The following is a 16,414-nucleotide window of genomic DNA, read 5'->3' as shown; positions in this document are numbered from 1 at the left end:
TCTAACACCCTATAAGTTTCGATATTGTTAGCCGATTATTATAACATTTTTCATACTCATCATAAGCTATTTCGAGTTCGTCCCTTTTATTCATTACATCTTTAATCACACCACTCCAATGAACTTCATCTCTTTGTTTTAATATATAGCTAGCGGATGTGTGCTTTATTCCATAAAAAGACTGTTCAGAAGCAACAACAGGTACTCCCCTACATACAGCTTCAAGAACTTTAACTTTAACTCCAGACCCTAATTCAATAGGACTTATAAGGCAAATACTGTTATTTAGAATATTTTGAAGGTCGTCATCACTTACAAAACCTTTAAAATTAACATTATCAGATTTAAGATTATTTAAGTAACCTTCAGATTTCCCAACATGAAAAACTTCTACTCCAATATTTTTAAGTTCTTCAGCTAAATAACTGCAAACCCACTCCATAGCATCATAATTTGGGAAATAATTAAGTCCCCCTAAAAATACCACATATTTAGAGTTAGAATAACGCCATCGACTATTTCTGACAGGTAACATTTCAGGTATGAAGTAGCGGCTTTTTGGCAGGTCAGGAGCGGCAAGTAAATCAACTTCACTTAACCATATTATATTATCAATAGAATTTAATATTACTTTTTCAAACTTACTCATCAACCAAGTATCGAACTTATAAAAAAATCGTTCAAAAAAATTTATTGCTTTATCTTCCCTTTCAACACATATCTTAGTTTCGATATTATGAGAGATGTAATAGCATTTAGATTTATATTGACCAATATCACCTTTTAGAAGTCCAAATGAATAAATATGGTCGACAATAATATATTCATAATCATTCAAATTGATATCTATTCCATTTTTAGCGCTTGGAAGTCTAGCAAATACATCATATGGTAATCTATTTATTAAATAGTTTATTAATTTTATTAATTTATTGATCTGGCCAAACATAAAAGGAGTTGAGATACCAACATGGTAAAGTTCCTTTTTTTTCAACGAAAAGCTTTGGCTTTTAGGCTGCATTAAGGTTAAATCTATATTTTGATTATTTGATAACTCTTCTACATGATTTTTAAATACTCGAATACCACCATTAGACTCTTTAGATTCAAAATCTGTGGGTATCACTAATAATATCTTAATTTTTTTATTGCTTGCATTTAATTCGAGCATAGTATTGTCTATTAAAAAATTGGTAAAATTTTGCTAATCTAGAATTATAAACATCGATTATACAATCAGCATTAATAGAAAGAGATTTCTCATTTATAATCGAAGCATATTTCTTTCTAAATATTTCAGGGTTACTAGATAACTTTGACTTACCATACCACCCCTCACCTTTTTTGTTCGATGTCAAGAAATTAATTATGTAATCAAATAGATTTTTACTTATATGAGCTCCCAAATAAGGCACATTTTGATAATAAAGTTTTTCACGCTTTTCATCGCCCATATCAATATTACAATTAGAAATATAATTATAATTCACAGCAAATAAATATGTAGAAACCCATCCATTTTTTACTTTATCAAATAGCATAAAACTTTGTTCTGAGTTATGAATATGATTCTGTTCACCTAATATAATTTTTTGTGTTTTTATATTTATTTTTTTAGCTGCTTTGATAAATAAATGCCTATCTATAAATGTAAAATTACGATGAGAATTGAAAGTATCATTTGCAAATATAAATAAATCATTTTTATTTATATTAAAGTTATTTAATATATATTTTTGGCCTTTTTGCCATCCAGAAAATTCCCAATTCTCATTATCTCCTTCAATTAATTTAAATTTTATATGGCAGTTTTCAATATTAACATTAACATTAGAGTTGTTTATAATAATTAAAGTCGCCTCCCCATTAAATGAAGAAATTAAATTTTCAAACTCTTTAATGGCCTGATCTACTTTATCTTCATAAAAACATAGAAGAACCCCGTAACAATGACTATCTTTCATAATTCGCAAACCAATCTTTTGTATTTTGTACTTTCCGAGAAAAAAAATGTAGATATATAATAGTTATGCCACCAATAAATTCACCAATAGCCAAACCAATTAAAGGTGTTAAATATGACGAATAATGAATGAAAGAACCTAATGAACACGTTGCAACAATTATATTTGATATTGTCGTGTAATGAACCTTATTTAAAGGAATTGATATGTGGTTATCTAATAATACAGATGTTGTAGTCAATAAAAAAACTGTCGAGATTACTAACATCGCAAATGTCGAATATATATAATTATCATTAGTGATCCACGATATAATAGATGGTAAAACAAACAACACTGAAATTATGGTAACAAAACTAAATACTATAATAATTTTTGTTACATTAATAACATTTTTACCTATACCACTAATTTGTAAGCTCTTTATAGTCACAGGCATATAATACCTCGATATAGCAACTGATAATGAATTTAGTGTATTAATAATTTGTTTTAGAATATTTAAGTACGCTAGAGCTTCTTTAGAAAAGATCATTCCAACTAAAACTTGATCTAAATACTGATAAATACTTCCTAAAAAATTATTAGCAAAATAAAATCTCAATGCAGTTATTTTTATTTTAACCTTAAAGCTAAATTTAAATGGTTCTAATTTATAAACTAAAAAACATGAAACAATATTAGTCATAATTATACTAACACTCATGATGTACGCTAAGTAGTAATATGTATGTTCATAGACAAAATTATAAATGAGCAGTAAAGTCATACATTTAATAAATAAGGTTCTAATAAATAAACCTTTATAACTTTGTTTTGAAAATAAATACCAATCTAAATTGAAAATAAATGAAAGGGTAGCAAATACATATACCATGTATACAAAATTATTTTGCTCTACTTCTATGAATGAAAATATAAATAAATGCAATAAAAAAGCTAACAGACTTAAATAAAATTGAATTGTATATAAACGGGACAAAACTATTTTTATTCTTTTATTATTAAATACACTCGACTTAGATAATTGAGCTATACTAAATGGAATAAAAAAAACAATTAAAATTGTACAAAGAAGTTGGTGTAGTAAACTCGAATGAATTACAAGGCCGAAGTTTTCAGGGTCTAACCGAGAAAGTATAATTGGATATGATAGGATTGGAAATCCGATATTTAAAAAAGTTAATCCGAGAGAGTATTTCACTTTATCTTGCCGTTGACTTAGTAAGCTCTAACAATAATTTAGAAATAATAACGTCCCAATCAAAGTTATTAAAACAGTATTCTTGAATTCCATTACTCATATTATCAAGGTCTAACATTTCTACTTGATTGAACGCTTCAAGTAAACTTAATTCAGCAGATACAACTAAACCATAATCACCACCATTTACGATATCTCTTACCCCTCCAACATCAGTTCCTATCACAACACATTTATGTGCAGCGGCTTCAGGTAGTACTAAAGGAAAACCTTCCCAACGAGATGATAAACAAAAAATTTTAGCTACAGATAATACATTAAATAAATCCCTTTCACTTAAAGAGCCAAGATACTTTATATTATTATGTAGATTGATAGCTTCTTCTAATTTAGGCATAAAAGACTTTTCTACGGTACCGGCTAAAACCAATTCCCATTCATTAGATAAGTTTGATTCAATAAAAGATTTAAGGAGTAATTCTGTGTTTTTTTGTTCCGTACCTAATCTACCGGCTGTCATGATAATATTTTTTTTATTATTGACTTTAGCCTTTAACTCTTGCATGCACGGAAGTGAAATACCATTAGGTATATGTAGCAATTTACCATTTATCATTCCATAGTCACGCAAATGTTCATAACATAATTTATTTTCCACTGATATATATGTTGTAAATTTAATTAATGTATCTCTAAATATCCGATTAAACCATTTTACTCGATCGAACATCCCCTTAGAGTATTCAGGAGATATATCCAATTTAATATATGTAATTATTTTTTTATTAATTAGCTTAAGAAAAAAATTAAGTACTAAATTAGATTTTTTGTAATGATATGTATTTACAATAAAATGTCCTTTACGTAAAAAATAAAGAACATAAAGATAAAAACAAACCTTCGATTTGTACGGAACTTTTATAATTTCTAGGTGATTTTCACTTTGAGGTAAGGCACTCATATCAATATCTTCGGTTACGAATACTTTAGATTTCGTACCTAGCTTTTTTCCCATCAAAAAAGGAATCATCCCGACATCTTTTCGTAAATGAAAACTTTTGAATTCTTTAAAAACAGTGACAAATGTAATATTATTTTTGGGTAACATGTATAAACACTCTAGTAATAAATATATATCAATTTCTTTTCTTTAGAAAATGCCTCATTATAAAGAAAGCAACCGACATCAAGCCACCTAATAATGTAATAAAAATAACTTTCAATCCACGTTTTGGTTTTGATTTTTCTTCTGGCGCCATAGGGGGAACTACAGTTTTTAATAAATACTCTTTACTTACTTCAGCTAACATTAAAACTTTAGTTTGACTTTCTATCATATTATAAAAAACAGACTGCATGTCTGTTATATTAGTCTCTAAAACTTTATTCTTTAAGTAATCAATATTTTTAGCTGTTTCTTCTATATCACGATCTTGAAAATGTTTATTTATATCATTCGCTAACCATATAGCCCATTTTTTAGCTACAAGAGGAGAATAATGCTCGACGTCTATATTTAACAAATTCGTTTTATTATCTAAACTTACAAAAATCATTTTTGAAATTTTTCTAAATGTTTTATAACTAGAAGGCGATAAATCCTCCGTTTCTCCAGACTTAACTACCCATTTACCAGTAGCTGAGTTATAAAGGTCCTCATCATAAATTAACTTACCACTTACTTTATCCCATTTATCAACTGCCATAATATCGGCTTTGATATCATGCTTTTTAACAAAATTATCAATAAAAGGCCAACTTTCAAGTAGTTCGATCGCTTGTTCAACATCATTACTTTGCCCACCTAAATTAATTCCAGCCATAGCAGCTAGTCCACCATATTGTGATGCAAGACCACCTAGTGACCCTCCATCACTTTTGGTAGGTGCTAACGTTATTGAAGACTTATATATATCAGGAAGAGATAAAACATATACTATAGCTAATAGAGAAAATATGCTGGTAGTAACAATTATTTTAACTTTATTGAGCCAAATAACATACCAAAGTTGTGATATATTAATTATATCATCGCTAGCTTCGAAACATTTAGGATCGATTTTAGGCTCATTTAATTTAGATTCAATTTTCATATTTATAAAGCACTCACTGCAGCAATAGCCACTGTAGATTGATAAATAATACTCGTCACTTCTTTCCAGATAGTTAGTGCAGGAATAGGATCGACATTGGTTGGTACAACAATAGTGTCGCCTGGCGCAATATCTAAGCTGCCAACAAACCAACTCGCTTGGCTAACAATTCGACCGTTAGCTTTAATAATATAAGTGTCATCATCTTCAGCAATTTGATTATATCCGCCGGCAGCGTCTACATAATCTTGCATATCCAAAGAATCAGAATACATTAACGCAGTTGGCGCATATACCTCACCAATAACAGAAACAGCTTGATTAATACGAGGAATAATCAACGTATCTCCATCTTGTAAAGCAAGAGAGTCTTCCATACCTAATAACTGTTCAGAATTAACAACTAATCGTCCACTTGCTTCTACACCTTCAAGCTGAGTTAATAAAGCCAAAACAGTTTCTGAATTAGAATCTGAACCGCCGTTTATTTGAGCAGAAATGATTTCTCTTTTTAAACTAGATGCCGCTTTATCAAGCAAGACCTGTTGGCTGGCTTTTAACTGTTGTCGGGTGAATACAGCAGCATTAATAAAGGCCTCTTCACTAAAACCACCCGCGCGATCAATTAATTGGGCTAATGTTTCACCTTTATTTATTGGGTAAATACCAGGAAAGTTAAATTCACCTAATAACGTGACCGTTTCATGATCTCGCCAATCAGGGATGCGTTTAATTTTTACAACATCACGTGGTTGTAATTCAAAACTGGTTAGATTTTTTTGATCGAGAGCAATGTCTAATAATTCAAAATCTGAGGAGTCTTGTAAGTTGGTTTTAAAACGATTGACATTAACATCATTCAAATAACTAGCCTCAGTATAACCCCCAGCAGCATCAATAATGTCGGCTAAAACCATATTATTAGATAAGGGATAAGTACCTGGGAACCTAACTTCACCGTTAATAGTCACGAGCTTTTGCTGGTTTTCTTTATTTGTTTGTTGACTAATTTGGCTGATTAAGTCACTTAACAATTCAGTGCGAGCCACATTGATAGAAAACACATATAACTTGTCTCGAGCGCGTAATTTAAAGTTCAAATCATCTAAATTATTGATGCTTAATGTTTCGAATTCAAAACGATTAAAGTTCATATCAAAACGCTTCAATAACATGTAATTCAAATCAGTATCGAGTTTAAAATCATACGCGGCTTTTAATAAGTCTTTAACCATCATATTCGATTGTAGTGGGTAACGAGCAGGAAATTTAACATTGCCCACGATTTCAACAACAGCAGGCGGCTCATTATTTCGAGCTTGCTGATTTAGCTCTAATAAAGCCGGCGCTAAAGCGTTAATCGTATTTTGACGAGCTTCACCACTAGCAAACACATACAATCTATCTTCTGAATCTAATAGGGTGTTCAGATCTGCTTCTTTTGTTAAATCAACACCTTCAAACCATGTGCGTTTAGGGTTCCTTGTCCGCTTTTGTAATAAGGCATATTGCAAGTCTGTATCTAATTTATAATCATAAGCGGCCTGAACCAATTGTTTTACCGTCATTTTTTCAGTTAATGGATAACGACCTGGAAATTCAACATGCCCCGCGATAGAAACGACTTTAGGTGCAAGTGTTGCACGAGACTGTGAATTTAATCGAGATATTAACCCACCTAATTCACGCCCTTGATTCGCTGCAAATAAATAAACAGCATCTCTTGGATGAAGCGTAATATTGTCTTTACTATTAGGATTTTCTAATACATTACCAATTGAAAATTGAAGCGCTTTAATCGTTCTTAACGGTTGTTCTTCTCTAACAATAATAGAATAGACTAGATCAGGTTCAGCTTTTAATTGCTTGATATCGTTTATTAAATCACTAACTTTTATACCTTTTTTCCATTTAAAAGCGCCGGGGCGATAAACATGGCCTTTAAGCGATACAACATTTTCTTGCTGCTCTAATACGGAGTAAACGCGCAATACATCACCATTGCTTAATGGTTGATTGAGATTTTTATCTAAGGTTAAATTTAAATCGAATACCGTTCTTTCGCCGTTATGATCAATTCTTTCAAGTTTCGATGCTTGAGCATAGGCAGTTGGTAGATAACCGCCCGCCAATTCAACTAAGTCTTTGGTACTTTCTGATTTTCTTAGTTCATATATAGCTGGACGTTTAATTTCACCGTCAATGCCGACGGTATCGCCGACAGGAGGAATAAAAACAACATCTCCAGGTAACAATTTAGTATCGTTAGAAGTATCACCTTTTAATAGCAAATCATACAAATCAAACGTAGTAACCACTTTACCTTTTCGTTTCAACTGAATATTACGAAGTGAACCAACTTCAGTCACGCCGCCCGAAACAAATAAAGCATGAGTAATGCTCGACAAAGAACTAACCGTGTAGGCGCCAGGTTTGTATGCTTCACCCAATACAAAAATACGAATAGAGCGCATTTCACCCATTGTTATATTCGCCTTGGCACCAATAACTTTTTGTTCTATTTGCTCATTTAAAAAAGCTTTAAATTCGCCAAATGACATGCCAACAACTTGCAAAGGTCCGGTTTCTGGCAATATAAAGGTACCATTACGGTCAATCGACACATTATATGATTTATATTCTTTACCAAATAATTGCACTTTAAGGGTATCACCTGGACCAAGCACATATTCATGTGGTACAGGAACATCACTCGTCGGGGCAAAAGTACTTGGCGATGCCGCAAATAATTCATAACCAAAAGGTTTTAAAATCCGTGTCGACACCCCTTTATTTTCAGCATCGCCATCAGATTCTAAATTAGTTGCACTAGCTAAACCACTATCAATTTTAGTCATTACGACATCATCTACAGCACGATCTGTAACAACAGCTGGGTTATCGATTTTCTGAGTTGAAGAACTGACCGAATCTAATTGATTAAGATCAACACCATATTGACTAGCTAGAATTTTTTGCTGAGCTTTGGGTAACTGTTTGAATTGAGCGATTTGCTCTTGGGATGGTGTAACCGCTAATAAAGAAAAACTAATTAACAAAAAGAAAAAGCCGAAGAGCTTCATTGTTACAATCCTTGCATTTTTTATTTAAAAACGTTTATAACAAAACAATCTATTTTTACAAATTTATATGCATTTGTACTTTATGGCAGCACTATATCAAATTTTAATTTTTACGCAATTAAAAACACGATATCTCTACTAATCAAGAGTCAAATTTATGCTGCTATTCAATCTTAATATACCATTAATTACCTTAATGTTTTTCTCAAGGTATTAATTTTAAATCATAAATTATTAATTTATTTTAAGACATTAATGATTTGTAAAATATTAAATAATTACTACATCTCATTATTTATTAGTAGGTTGAGTTCGTTTTTAAAGTGCTATTAATTTAGAACAAATTTTTTTAACTCTTCAAACTGCTTATCCCCAATATATAAATTTTTAAACCAACTCACTTAATTTTTTGATTGCGGCTTCTAACTTAATTTCGTTAGTTAAGCCGATAGTTAAACGAACACAGTTTTTGTAACGACCGGTCATCGAAAATATTTCACCTGGGCTCACGCTGATCCCCTGCGCTAACGCGGCTTGATAAAAGTCCATTGAATCTACATGGGCTAGAAATTCAAGCCAAAGAAATAATCCGCCTTTAGGTTGGCAGATAGCGACTGAGCTAGGAAAATAAGTCTGTATTAACTGTGCCATTTGATTCAAGCGTTTCTCAATCTCTACACTTAATCGTTTTAAATGAGCGCGATAACCTTCGCTAAATAAATAATCAGCCAACCCGACTTGGGCAGGTAATGAAGACGTCAAATTGAGATTCATTTTATGCTTGGCAAAAACACTAACCGAATCAGCGCGCCCTAACCAACCAATTCTAAAACCCGACGCTAAAGGTTTAGAGAACGAGCTACAGTAAGTAATACAATTATTCTGGTTGTCTAATTGATTGGCATAAGCAAATACAGGCGTTGTTTGTTCATGCATAAACCCCAATTCACCAAATGCATCATCTTCAATACTGGGTATTTTATAGTGCATAATCAGTGCCGCTAAGCGTTTTTTTACCGCGACAGATAAGTTAAACCCCAACGGATTATATGCAATGGCACTAAAAATTAGGGCTTTAAATTTTTGTTCTTCCATTAACGCCGCTAAATAATCTAAATCAGGTCCAGATTGATTACAGGGTATTTCTAATATTTGTCGGCCGGCTTGCTTTAATGCCATTAACAAACCACTGTAACAAGGTGTGAAAATAGCCACAACATCATTAACAACCGTACATTCCATCACGGCTAAATTAACGGCTTCTAAACAACCATTGGTGATCAATAATTGACTAGGCGCAATATGACAATGCCGTTTGGCCAGTTGTTCACTTATCGCATCACGCAAACCCTGATAGCCTAATTGATGGCCATAACTATAAGCCGCGGCAGGAGAGCGCCTAGCCGCACGATATAAGCTACGTTGTAATTCTTCAATCGGTAATAACTCAGGCGGCAAACACCCACCGCCTAGCGGCACTAAATCGGGACGCATTGCATTTTGTAATACTTCAAAAATCACGTCAGAAGTATCTTGCTTAACTAACGTAGCTTGGGACAAAAAACGCTTTGGCATCTTGTCGGTAAACTCGGCACGCACAAAATAACCAGATTGTGGTTTTACCCAAATCAAACCTTGCTGCTCTAACAAATTGTATGTTTTAGTCGCCGTGCTTAAACTCACACTATGAAGCTCGGCAAAATGACGTAACGAGGGTAAAGCGCTGCCTGCTTTTAATATAGAGCTACGAATAGAAGCAGCAAGCTGCCCTGCTAATGCTTCATATTTAAATGCCATAAACTCTCACTATTTCCGTTACCTATTGTTAAGTCTATTTTTATAAAAACGTCTGATACAAACGTTTAATACACGCGTTTGAATCCGCTCAATGACCACTCGACTCAATAATTTAAAACCTTTGGGTATTATCTTTATTATTAAGTAGAACCTAAACTGTACCGCTTTTTTTATAATTTATTACATCTGTTTCGCTTTATGCAAGTTATTTATGCTGAGTTCACGATTTGTCACTAATATGAAGGAACGCTCATGCTAAATAATAATGCTTTATCGCAAACTCGTCAGGTTAACCCTCCTCATGAACATACGGGCTATTTATGGGCAGGATTAGGTATTTTATGTTTCTGTTTAACCTTACCGGTTACTAAAATTATGTTGCCCGACTTTTCGCCAATGTTTATCGCATTAGGCCGCAGTGCTATAGCCGGCATTATTGCCGTATTATTATTATGGAGAGCCAAAGCGCCGCTCCCATCGTTAAAGCAGGTGGTGTGGTTAATCAGCTCTTCTATTGGTATTGTGTTTGGTTTTCCAATTCTATCGGCGCTTGCTATGCAATCAACATCCGCTACACATGGTGGGATAATTGCCGCTTTATTACCCTTAAGCACGGCTATTGCGGCTACCTTGATCACTCGCGAAAAACAAAGTCAGCGTTTTTGGTTATATGCCTTTCTAGCATCGAGCTTGGTCTTAGTTTTTAGCTTAACCGCCGCAACTGGGGCGATTAACCAAGGCGATTTATGGCTGGTTTTATCTTTACCATTAGGGGCTTTAGGCTATGCGACTGGCGGCTATTTATCAAAACAAATGCCTGCGTGGCAGGTTATTTGTTGGACCTTGATTTTATGTTTACCGATCACCCTACCCTATACTGTTGTTTATTGGCCAACCACGGTATCTGACGTGGCAACCAATAGCTGGTTTGGTTTAATTTATGTAGCCTTATTTAGTCAATTACTTGGTTTTTTCTTTTGGAATAAAGGATTAGCGCTAGGCGGGATCGCAAAGGTGAGTCAATTACAGCTTTTACAACCGTTTGGTACTTTAATTGCTGCAAGTTGGTTATTAGGCGAAGTATTTGAGGCGCACAATTTAATGGCCTGTGCCGCCGTGGTTGTGCTAGTTTATTTAGGTAAGCGCGCGTAAATATACTCAAGTCACCCGAGTATACAGGTGTATTTTCGAATATATAAACAAGGTCATCAACTTAGATGACCTTAATTTATAGGCCACTAAAATAATTAAGCCGCTTCTAGCAGCTCTTCAACAATCAATTTTAACAGAAAGGTTTCACGCTCAATCGACATGCCTTTTTTGGCGCTATTAGCCATGGTATGTTCATTGTGTTCGATGGCTTGATGAATGTTCATCCAGACGGGTTTCATCCCATTGTTAATTTCATGACTTTCAAATTCAGGTTGCAATAGTTCATCATCAATTTTACAAACATAACAATAAGATTCCATATGCATGATATCGCAATCGTTTTTATACCAAGGTCTGAACTCTTCATACAAACCAAAGCTTTGAATATCACGGATATTTTGTGCTCCTGTTTCTTCACGTAATTCCCGCTTCATACCTTCGATTGCATCTTCACCGTCATCTATTCCCCCACCCGGTAAAGTATAATCATGGTAACGCGCTGTATATAACATCAAGATGTTATCGTTTTTCAATACGATCGCCCGTGCGGCTTTTCGATGAAATTTAGTAGCCGATAAATCTTTAATATCGCTATGAACAGTGGATTTAAGTAATCGCATTGAATAGTTTACCTTGTTGAAGTTAGATTAATTCTGAAATGATTAGCCGCTTAGCACTTCAATTCCAGACACTAAATCATAGTCAGAAAGGCAATTATACCGAACTCAAAATAAGGCGCTAGTTGCAAAATTTATTCTTTACTTCAACGTCAACTGTTAACACTATCAAGAGGGTAATACTAAGGAAATATGATAGCTAAAACTAACCCCAAAATATAAAAAGCCACAGGTAATAAATACCCATGGCTTTTTGTGAAAACAAAATTTGATGTTTAAGGCTAACTCATTTATCTCGCATTATTTAAATTGGTAATATCGCCTAAGCTAAATGTTTCATGAAATCTAGGCATGCTGTTTTTACGCCAGTGATAACCTTCAGCTTGAATATGAAACCATTTAGGTTGAATATTCGTCCAACTCCACATTTCCATGTCTGCAACCATTTCGCGTAAAACATGAGGATGCATATAACTCAAATCATTTTTTTCACTTTTGTCCTTTTCAACATCATATAAGCGCCAGGGTTCATTATGGTTACGTATAATTTTCCAATTATCACGTCGAGCGGCAGCATTAGATAAATCGGCTTTATGACGTAATACATAAATGCTTTCGCCTGCACGCGCACTGGTATTGTTAAGCAAGTTAGTGAAGATATTTTTACCATCCAGCTTTTTAGTTTTAGCAACCGTCGCTTTACCTAAACTGGCAAAGGTTGGAAATAAATCAAGCGTTGAAACAGTGTGGTTGTATGAGTTATTAGCCGGGATTTTATCAGGCCAATGAAAAAACATAGGCGTTCTAAAGCCACCTTCAAGCACATCACCTTTGCTACCGCGTAATGGCATATTACTACCACCCGCTTTTAATTTACCGCCATTGTCACTAAAGAAAACAATCAAGGTATTATCGTATTGACCCGTGGCTTTTAAAGAATCAACAATGCGTTTAACACCCCGATCAACTGCATAAACCATACCGGCATAGGTTTTACGCTTTTTATCTTTAATGTTAGGAAACATCGCTTCATCTTCAGCTTTAGCTTCAAGCGGCGTATGCGGGGCGTTATAAGCAAGATATAAGAAGAAAGGTTGTTTTTTATCACCCGCTGTTTCAATAAAACTAGACGCTTCGCGTGACAACGCATCTGTAATATATTCGGTTTCTTTTACTTCTTTGCCATTATGTTCTAGCGGGCGTAAATAATGCCAAATAGCACGATTTAAACCTTTTTTGCGTTCAGCTTGATAGCGACGGTCAAAATGTTCTGGAAAATAATGATGTCCACCGTTTAAAAAACCATAATATTCATCAAAACCACGGTTGTTCGGATGAAACTCTGATTCTTCACCCAAATGCCATTTACCGAGCGCACCAGTAAAATAACCTGCATCTTGTAAAACCTCACTAATGAAGGTTTCTTCAGTTGGGATCCCTAAACCACCGGAGTTATCACTCGTGGGTAAGTTAAACTGTGAACCAAATTTATGCGGATAACGCCCTGTCATGATCCCCGCACGGCTAGGTCCACAAAAAGGGTGAACATTATAAGCGGATGTCATCATCGTGCCATTTTCAGCTAATGCATCCAAGTTGGGCGTAATGATATCGGTTGAACCATTAAAGCCAACATCGGCATAGCCCATATCATCAGTTAATATAACTAAAATATTAGGCCGATCAGATTGAGTACCAGCATTAACCGCCGATGATAAAATAAGGCCCGCAAGGGCTAAAATGAGTTTTGATTTTTGTTTAAACAACACTTTGTTTCTCCAAAAAAAGCAGCAATGAGTAGTTGCACGGGTTGTGGCGAAGAGCCTAATACTTATTTTTAATATAAAGTTTAGGCGCTTATTTAATATTTTTTACAATAAATATTTATTCGTTAATTAAAACCGATACACGTTTCAGCGTATGATATTCTTCAAGGCTATAACGTGAGCAGTCTTTACCCACACCACTTTGTTTTAAACCACCGTGCGGTAAATGCACGCCATAATGCACTTCATTAATACACACACTACCCGCTTTAATTTTTTCAGCAGCTTGCAAGCCACGCGTTAAATTGGTGGTGTAAACATAAGCCGATAAACCATATTCGTTGTCATTGGCTAAAGCGATCACATCGTCATTGTCGCTAAATGGGATAATAGGCAATACAGGACCAAAGATTTCATTAGTCACTAATGGCATTGATAAATCAACATCAGCTACGATAGTTGGCTCTAAGAAGAAACCAGGCTTATCAGCTGCTGAGCCACCTAAAACAAGTTTGGCACCTTTTTCGACTGAACCTTCAATCATGCCTAAAATACGCGTGCGTTCTTTAGCATTAATGACGGGTCCCATTAAGCGGCCTTCTTCATGACCTGAACCTAATACGATGCCTTCTGCATGCGCTTTCGCTTCTGCAATGAATTGCTCATATACAGATTCATGAACAAAACAACGATTTGGCGAAACACAAACCTGACCAGAATTAGCAAATTTTAAATCAATGATACTGTGAGCTGCTTTTTTAACATCTGCATCGTCATAAACAACAACCGGTGCATTACCGCCAAGTTCAACCGAGAAATGCTTAATGTTAGTACACGCGGTTTTCATTGCGCCTACACCGGCACGAGTTGAACCAATCATGGTGAATAACGAGACTTTGTCGGTGGTTAATAATGGGTTAGTAACGTCATAGTCATTACTGCTAATAACGTTGATAACACCCGCTGGAATACCCGCTTCAATTGCCAATTCAGCACAACGTAATGTTGCTAAAGGCGTTGCTTGTGACGGCTTGATTATTGACGTACAACCAGCAGCTAATGCAGGACCAATCTTATAACCAACATTTAGAAGTGGGAAGTTCCACGCTAAATATCCCACAACAACACCTAATGGCTGACGTGAAATATAGTTAAGAAAACGACCATCTGGATCCGCAATTACGGGCTGATCTAAACGTTTTGCTTCTTCTACAAAAAAGCGCAAACACGTTGTTAGCATGTCGAAATCATATTCAGCGTTATCTGCTGGTTTACCTGTTTCTGAAATAAGAATATCGATGATTTCAGTTTTATGCGCTTCTAAAATATTTGCATAAGCAAGGATCAATTTTTCACGTTTTGCTAATGATAAAACTGACCACGTTTTAAAGGCTTCATCCGCACTTTGGATTGCCATTTCAATGTGTGCTGGTTCTGCGTCTGGAACTTGCGCTATGGCTTCTTCTGTTGCTGGATTAACAACATCAAAGGTTTTTTCTGAGCTAACGAGCTCACCATTTATTAACATTCTGTATTGTGTGTTCATCGTGTTTCGGTCCCGTTAATATCAAAAGTTTTTAATGCATTGCGGTCAATTGTTACGCCTAAGCCAGGTGCAGTGGGCACCGTTGCTTGACCTTTTTTAACCTCGACCATTTCGCTATAAAGTTCATCTCGTAATGGGTTTTCAGTGCGATCGTATTCAAGTAATAAATCTCTTGGTTCAGCCCGACCCGGCTCATGATAAGCACTGGCTAAGAAATGTGTGGCAGCGGCTAAGTTAAGTTGTGTGCCCCAAACATGTGGGATCATGTTGATGCCATGTGTCGATGCTAAAGTACGAATTTTTAATGCTTCGCTTGGTCCACCACAATATGCTAAGTCAGCTTGTAATAGTTGTACGCCACCGTTTTCAATTAATTTTTGGTAACCCCAACGAGTTTGCTCACATTCCCCCGTCGCAATTGGCACGTCTATTTTTTCATGCAACTGCTTAAAAAAATGTGGATGTTGTGGCGATACAGGTTCTTCAAACCAACCGTATTTACACGCATCTAATGCGCGACCAATACGAATAGCCTCAGGCAAATCAAATGCATGATTTGAATCAGCCATAAGTTCGGTGTTAGGTAATGCTTCACGTAAAGCATAGATAAACTTTTCATCAAAATCAGGGTTTTTACCGACTTTGATTTTCATGGCTTTGAAACCTTCGTTTGCATAGCCCACACCCTCTTCTACTAATAGAGGCAGTAGCTCGTCTTCAGGTAAATCTAAATAGTACATACCTGTTGCATAGCAAGGAACAACATCACGCTGACGGCCACCCATGAGTTCGCTTACACTTAAACCAAGAGATTTACCTTTAGCGTCCCATAATGCCATATCGATGCCCGACATAGCCGCCATCATCACACCACCCCGTGCAAAATCTAAAGATGCACGCCACATGAATTGCCAAATAGCATCGGTATTGATTGCATCCATACCGATAATGCGTGGTGCATAAAACTTTTCAACTGCAGATTGAATCACATCAGCCGGGCCATAACATTCACCCCACCCTGATACACCTGAGTCGGTGACGATTTCGATCACTAAAACATTGCGTTGATCATAAAACCACTGTGAAAAACCAAAAGGTTTGTCGAGGTGACAACGTAAATGATGAGTACGGATACATTCTATTTTCATATTGATCTTCCAAGTGGATAAAATTTTTCTAGTTGATGAGAGCC

Annotated in this window: 12 protein-coding genes; 1 reads left to right on the top strand and 11 read right to left on the bottom strand. The window is 35.1% G+C overall.

The features are described from left to right. Position 1 precedes the first annotated feature (1 nt). The 7 genes from DPX34_RS07990 to DPX34_RS07960 all read right to left on the bottom strand — a co-directional run bounded on the left by DPX34_RS07990 (position 2) and on the right by DPX34_RS07960 (position 10,141). Positions 2-1,171 carry a glycosyltransferase gene (locus DPX34_RS07990; RefSeq protein WP_111977887.1) on the bottom strand — a complete coding sequence of 390 codons (1,170 nt, stop codon included), beginning with the start codon at positions 1,169-1,171 and terminating at the stop codon, positions 2-4. Beyond that, positions 1,146-1,964 carry a hypothetical protein gene (locus DPX34_RS07985; protein WP_111977886.1) on the bottom strand — a complete coding sequence of 273 codons (819 nt, stop codon included), beginning with the start codon at positions 1,962-1,964 and terminating at the stop codon, positions 1,146-1,148. Before DPX34_RS07985 ends, DPX34_RS07990 begins: the two co-directional genes overlap by 26 nt. Then, positions 1,954-2,652 (bottom strand): lipopolysaccharide biosynthesis protein, encoded by a 699-nt coding sequence (locus tag DPX34_RS07980; protein ID WP_157964658.1) that lies wholly within the window; start codon positions 2,650-2,652, stop codon positions 1,954-1,956. The genes DPX34_RS07985 and DPX34_RS07980 overlap by 11 nt, the downstream gene beginning before the upstream one ends. Positions 2,653-3,169: 517 nt before the next feature. Then, the gene (locus DPX34_RS07975) at positions 3,170-4,276 is read right to left on the bottom strand and encodes a glycosyltransferase family 4 protein (protein WP_111977884.1); all 1,107 of its coding nucleotides are present in this window, start codon (positions 4,274-4,276) and stop codon (positions 3,170-3,172) included. Between the two features lie 28 nt (positions 4,277-4,304). Continuing rightward, entirely contained in the window at positions 4,305-5,261 is a 957-nt protein-coding gene (locus tag DPX34_RS07970; protein WP_111977883.1) for a Wzz/FepE/Etk N-terminal domain-containing protein, read from the bottom strand. Positions 5,262-5,263: 2 nt separating this feature from the next. Then, the gene (locus DPX34_RS07965) at positions 5,264-8,344 is read right to left on the bottom strand and encodes an SLBB domain-containing protein (RefSeq protein ID WP_111977882.1); all 3,081 of its coding nucleotides are present in this window, start codon (positions 8,342-8,344) and stop codon (positions 5,264-5,266) included. Between the two features lie 387 nt (positions 8,345-8,731). Further along, positions 8,732-10,141: an aminotransferase-like domain-containing protein gene (locus tag DPX34_RS07960; RefSeq protein ID WP_111977881.1), complete on the bottom strand. Its 1,410-nt coding sequence runs from the start codon at positions 10,139-10,141 to the stop codon at positions 8,732-8,734. Positions 10,142-10,393: 252 nt separating this feature from the next. Between DPX34_RS07960 and DPX34_RS07955 the strand changes: the two genes are divergently transcribed. After that, a complete protein-coding gene (locus tag DPX34_RS07955; RefSeq protein ID WP_111977880.1) occupies positions 10,394-11,293 on the top strand; it encodes a DMT family transporter in 900 nt (299 codons plus the stop codon). A gap of 95 nt (positions 11,294-11,388) precedes the next feature. On the opposite strand, the gene DPX34_RS07950 is transcribed toward DPX34_RS07955, so the two are convergent. The 4 genes from DPX34_RS07950 to DPX34_RS07935 form a co-directional block, all read right to left on the bottom strand. Then, positions 11,389-11,913 carry an NUDIX hydrolase gene (locus DPX34_RS07950; RefSeq protein WP_111977879.1) on the bottom strand — a complete coding sequence of 175 codons (525 nt, stop codon included), beginning with the start codon at positions 11,911-11,913 and terminating at the stop codon, positions 11,389-11,391. A 287-nt stretch (positions 11,914-12,200) separates the two neighbouring features. Continuing rightward, the gene (locus tag DPX34_RS07945) at positions 12,201-13,679 is read right to left on the bottom strand and encodes a sulfatase family protein (RefSeq protein WP_111977878.1); all 1,479 of its coding nucleotides are present in this window, start codon (positions 13,677-13,679) and stop codon (positions 12,201-12,203) included. 115 nt (positions 13,680-13,794) lie between these two features. Then, a complete protein-coding gene (locus DPX34_RS07940) occupies positions 13,795-15,222 on the bottom strand; it encodes an aldehyde dehydrogenase family protein (protein ID WP_111977877.1) in 1,428 nt (475 codons plus the stop codon). Then, positions 15,219-16,370: a mandelate racemase/muconate lactonizing enzyme family protein gene (locus DPX34_RS07935; RefSeq protein WP_111977876.1), complete on the bottom strand. Its 1,152-nt coding sequence runs from the start codon at positions 16,368-16,370 to the stop codon at positions 15,219-15,221. Before DPX34_RS07935 ends, DPX34_RS07940 begins: the two co-directional genes overlap by 4 nt. Positions 16,371-16,414: the final 44 nt, after the last annotated feature.

Source organism: Algibacillus agarilyticus, from assembly GCF_003286125.1.
GTDB lineage: Bacteria > Pseudomonadota > Gammaproteobacteria > Enterobacterales > Alteromonadaceae > Algibacillus > Algibacillus agarilyticus.
Note: the sequence above shows the minus strand (reverse complement) of the source record. Positions and strands in the feature narration are given on the sequence as shown.

Excerpts from the sequence above, each read along its gene's own strand:
- DPX34_RS07970 (WP_111977883.1), bottom strand. The coding sequence starts at position 5,261 with ATGAAAATTGAATCTAAATTAAATGAGCCTAAAATCGATCCTAAATGT.
- DPX34_RS07950 (WP_111977879.1), bottom strand. The coding sequence starts at position 11,913 with ATGCGATTACTTAAATCCACTGTTCATAGCGATATTAAAGATTTATCG.
- DPX34_RS07990 (WP_111977887.1), bottom strand. The coding sequence starts at position 1,171 with ATGCTCGAATTAAATGCAAGCAATAAAAAAATTAAGATATTATTAGTG.
- DPX34_RS07980 (WP_157964658.1), bottom strand. The coding sequence starts at position 2,652 with ATGACTAATATTGTTTCATGTTTTTTAGTTTATAAATTAGAACCATTT.
- DPX34_RS07960 (WP_111977881.1), bottom strand. The coding sequence starts at position 10,141 with ATGGCATTTAAATATGAAGCATTAGCAGGGCAGCTTGCTGCTTCTATT.
- DPX34_RS07935 (WP_111977876.1), bottom strand. The coding sequence starts at position 16,370 with ATGAAAATAGAATGTATCCGTACTCATCATTTACGTTGTCACCTCGAC.
- DPX34_RS07965 (WP_111977882.1), bottom strand. The coding sequence starts at position 8,344 with ATGAAGCTCTTCGGCTTTTTCTTTTTGTTAATTAGTTTTTCTTTATTA.
- DPX34_RS07940 (WP_111977877.1), bottom strand. The coding sequence starts at position 15,222 with ATGAACACACAATACAGAATGTTAATAAATGGTGAGCTCGTTAGCTCA.
- DPX34_RS07975 (WP_111977884.1), bottom strand. The coding sequence starts at position 4,276 with ATGTTACCCAAAAATAATATTACATTTGTCACTGTTTTTAAAGAATTC.
- DPX34_RS07985 (WP_111977886.1), bottom strand. The coding sequence starts at position 1,964 with ATGAAAGATAGTCATTGTTACGGGGTTCTTCTATGTTTTTATGAAGAT.
- DPX34_RS07955 (WP_111977880.1), top strand. The coding sequence starts at position 10,394 with ATGCTAAATAATAATGCTTTATCGCAAACTCGTCAGGTTAACCCTCCT.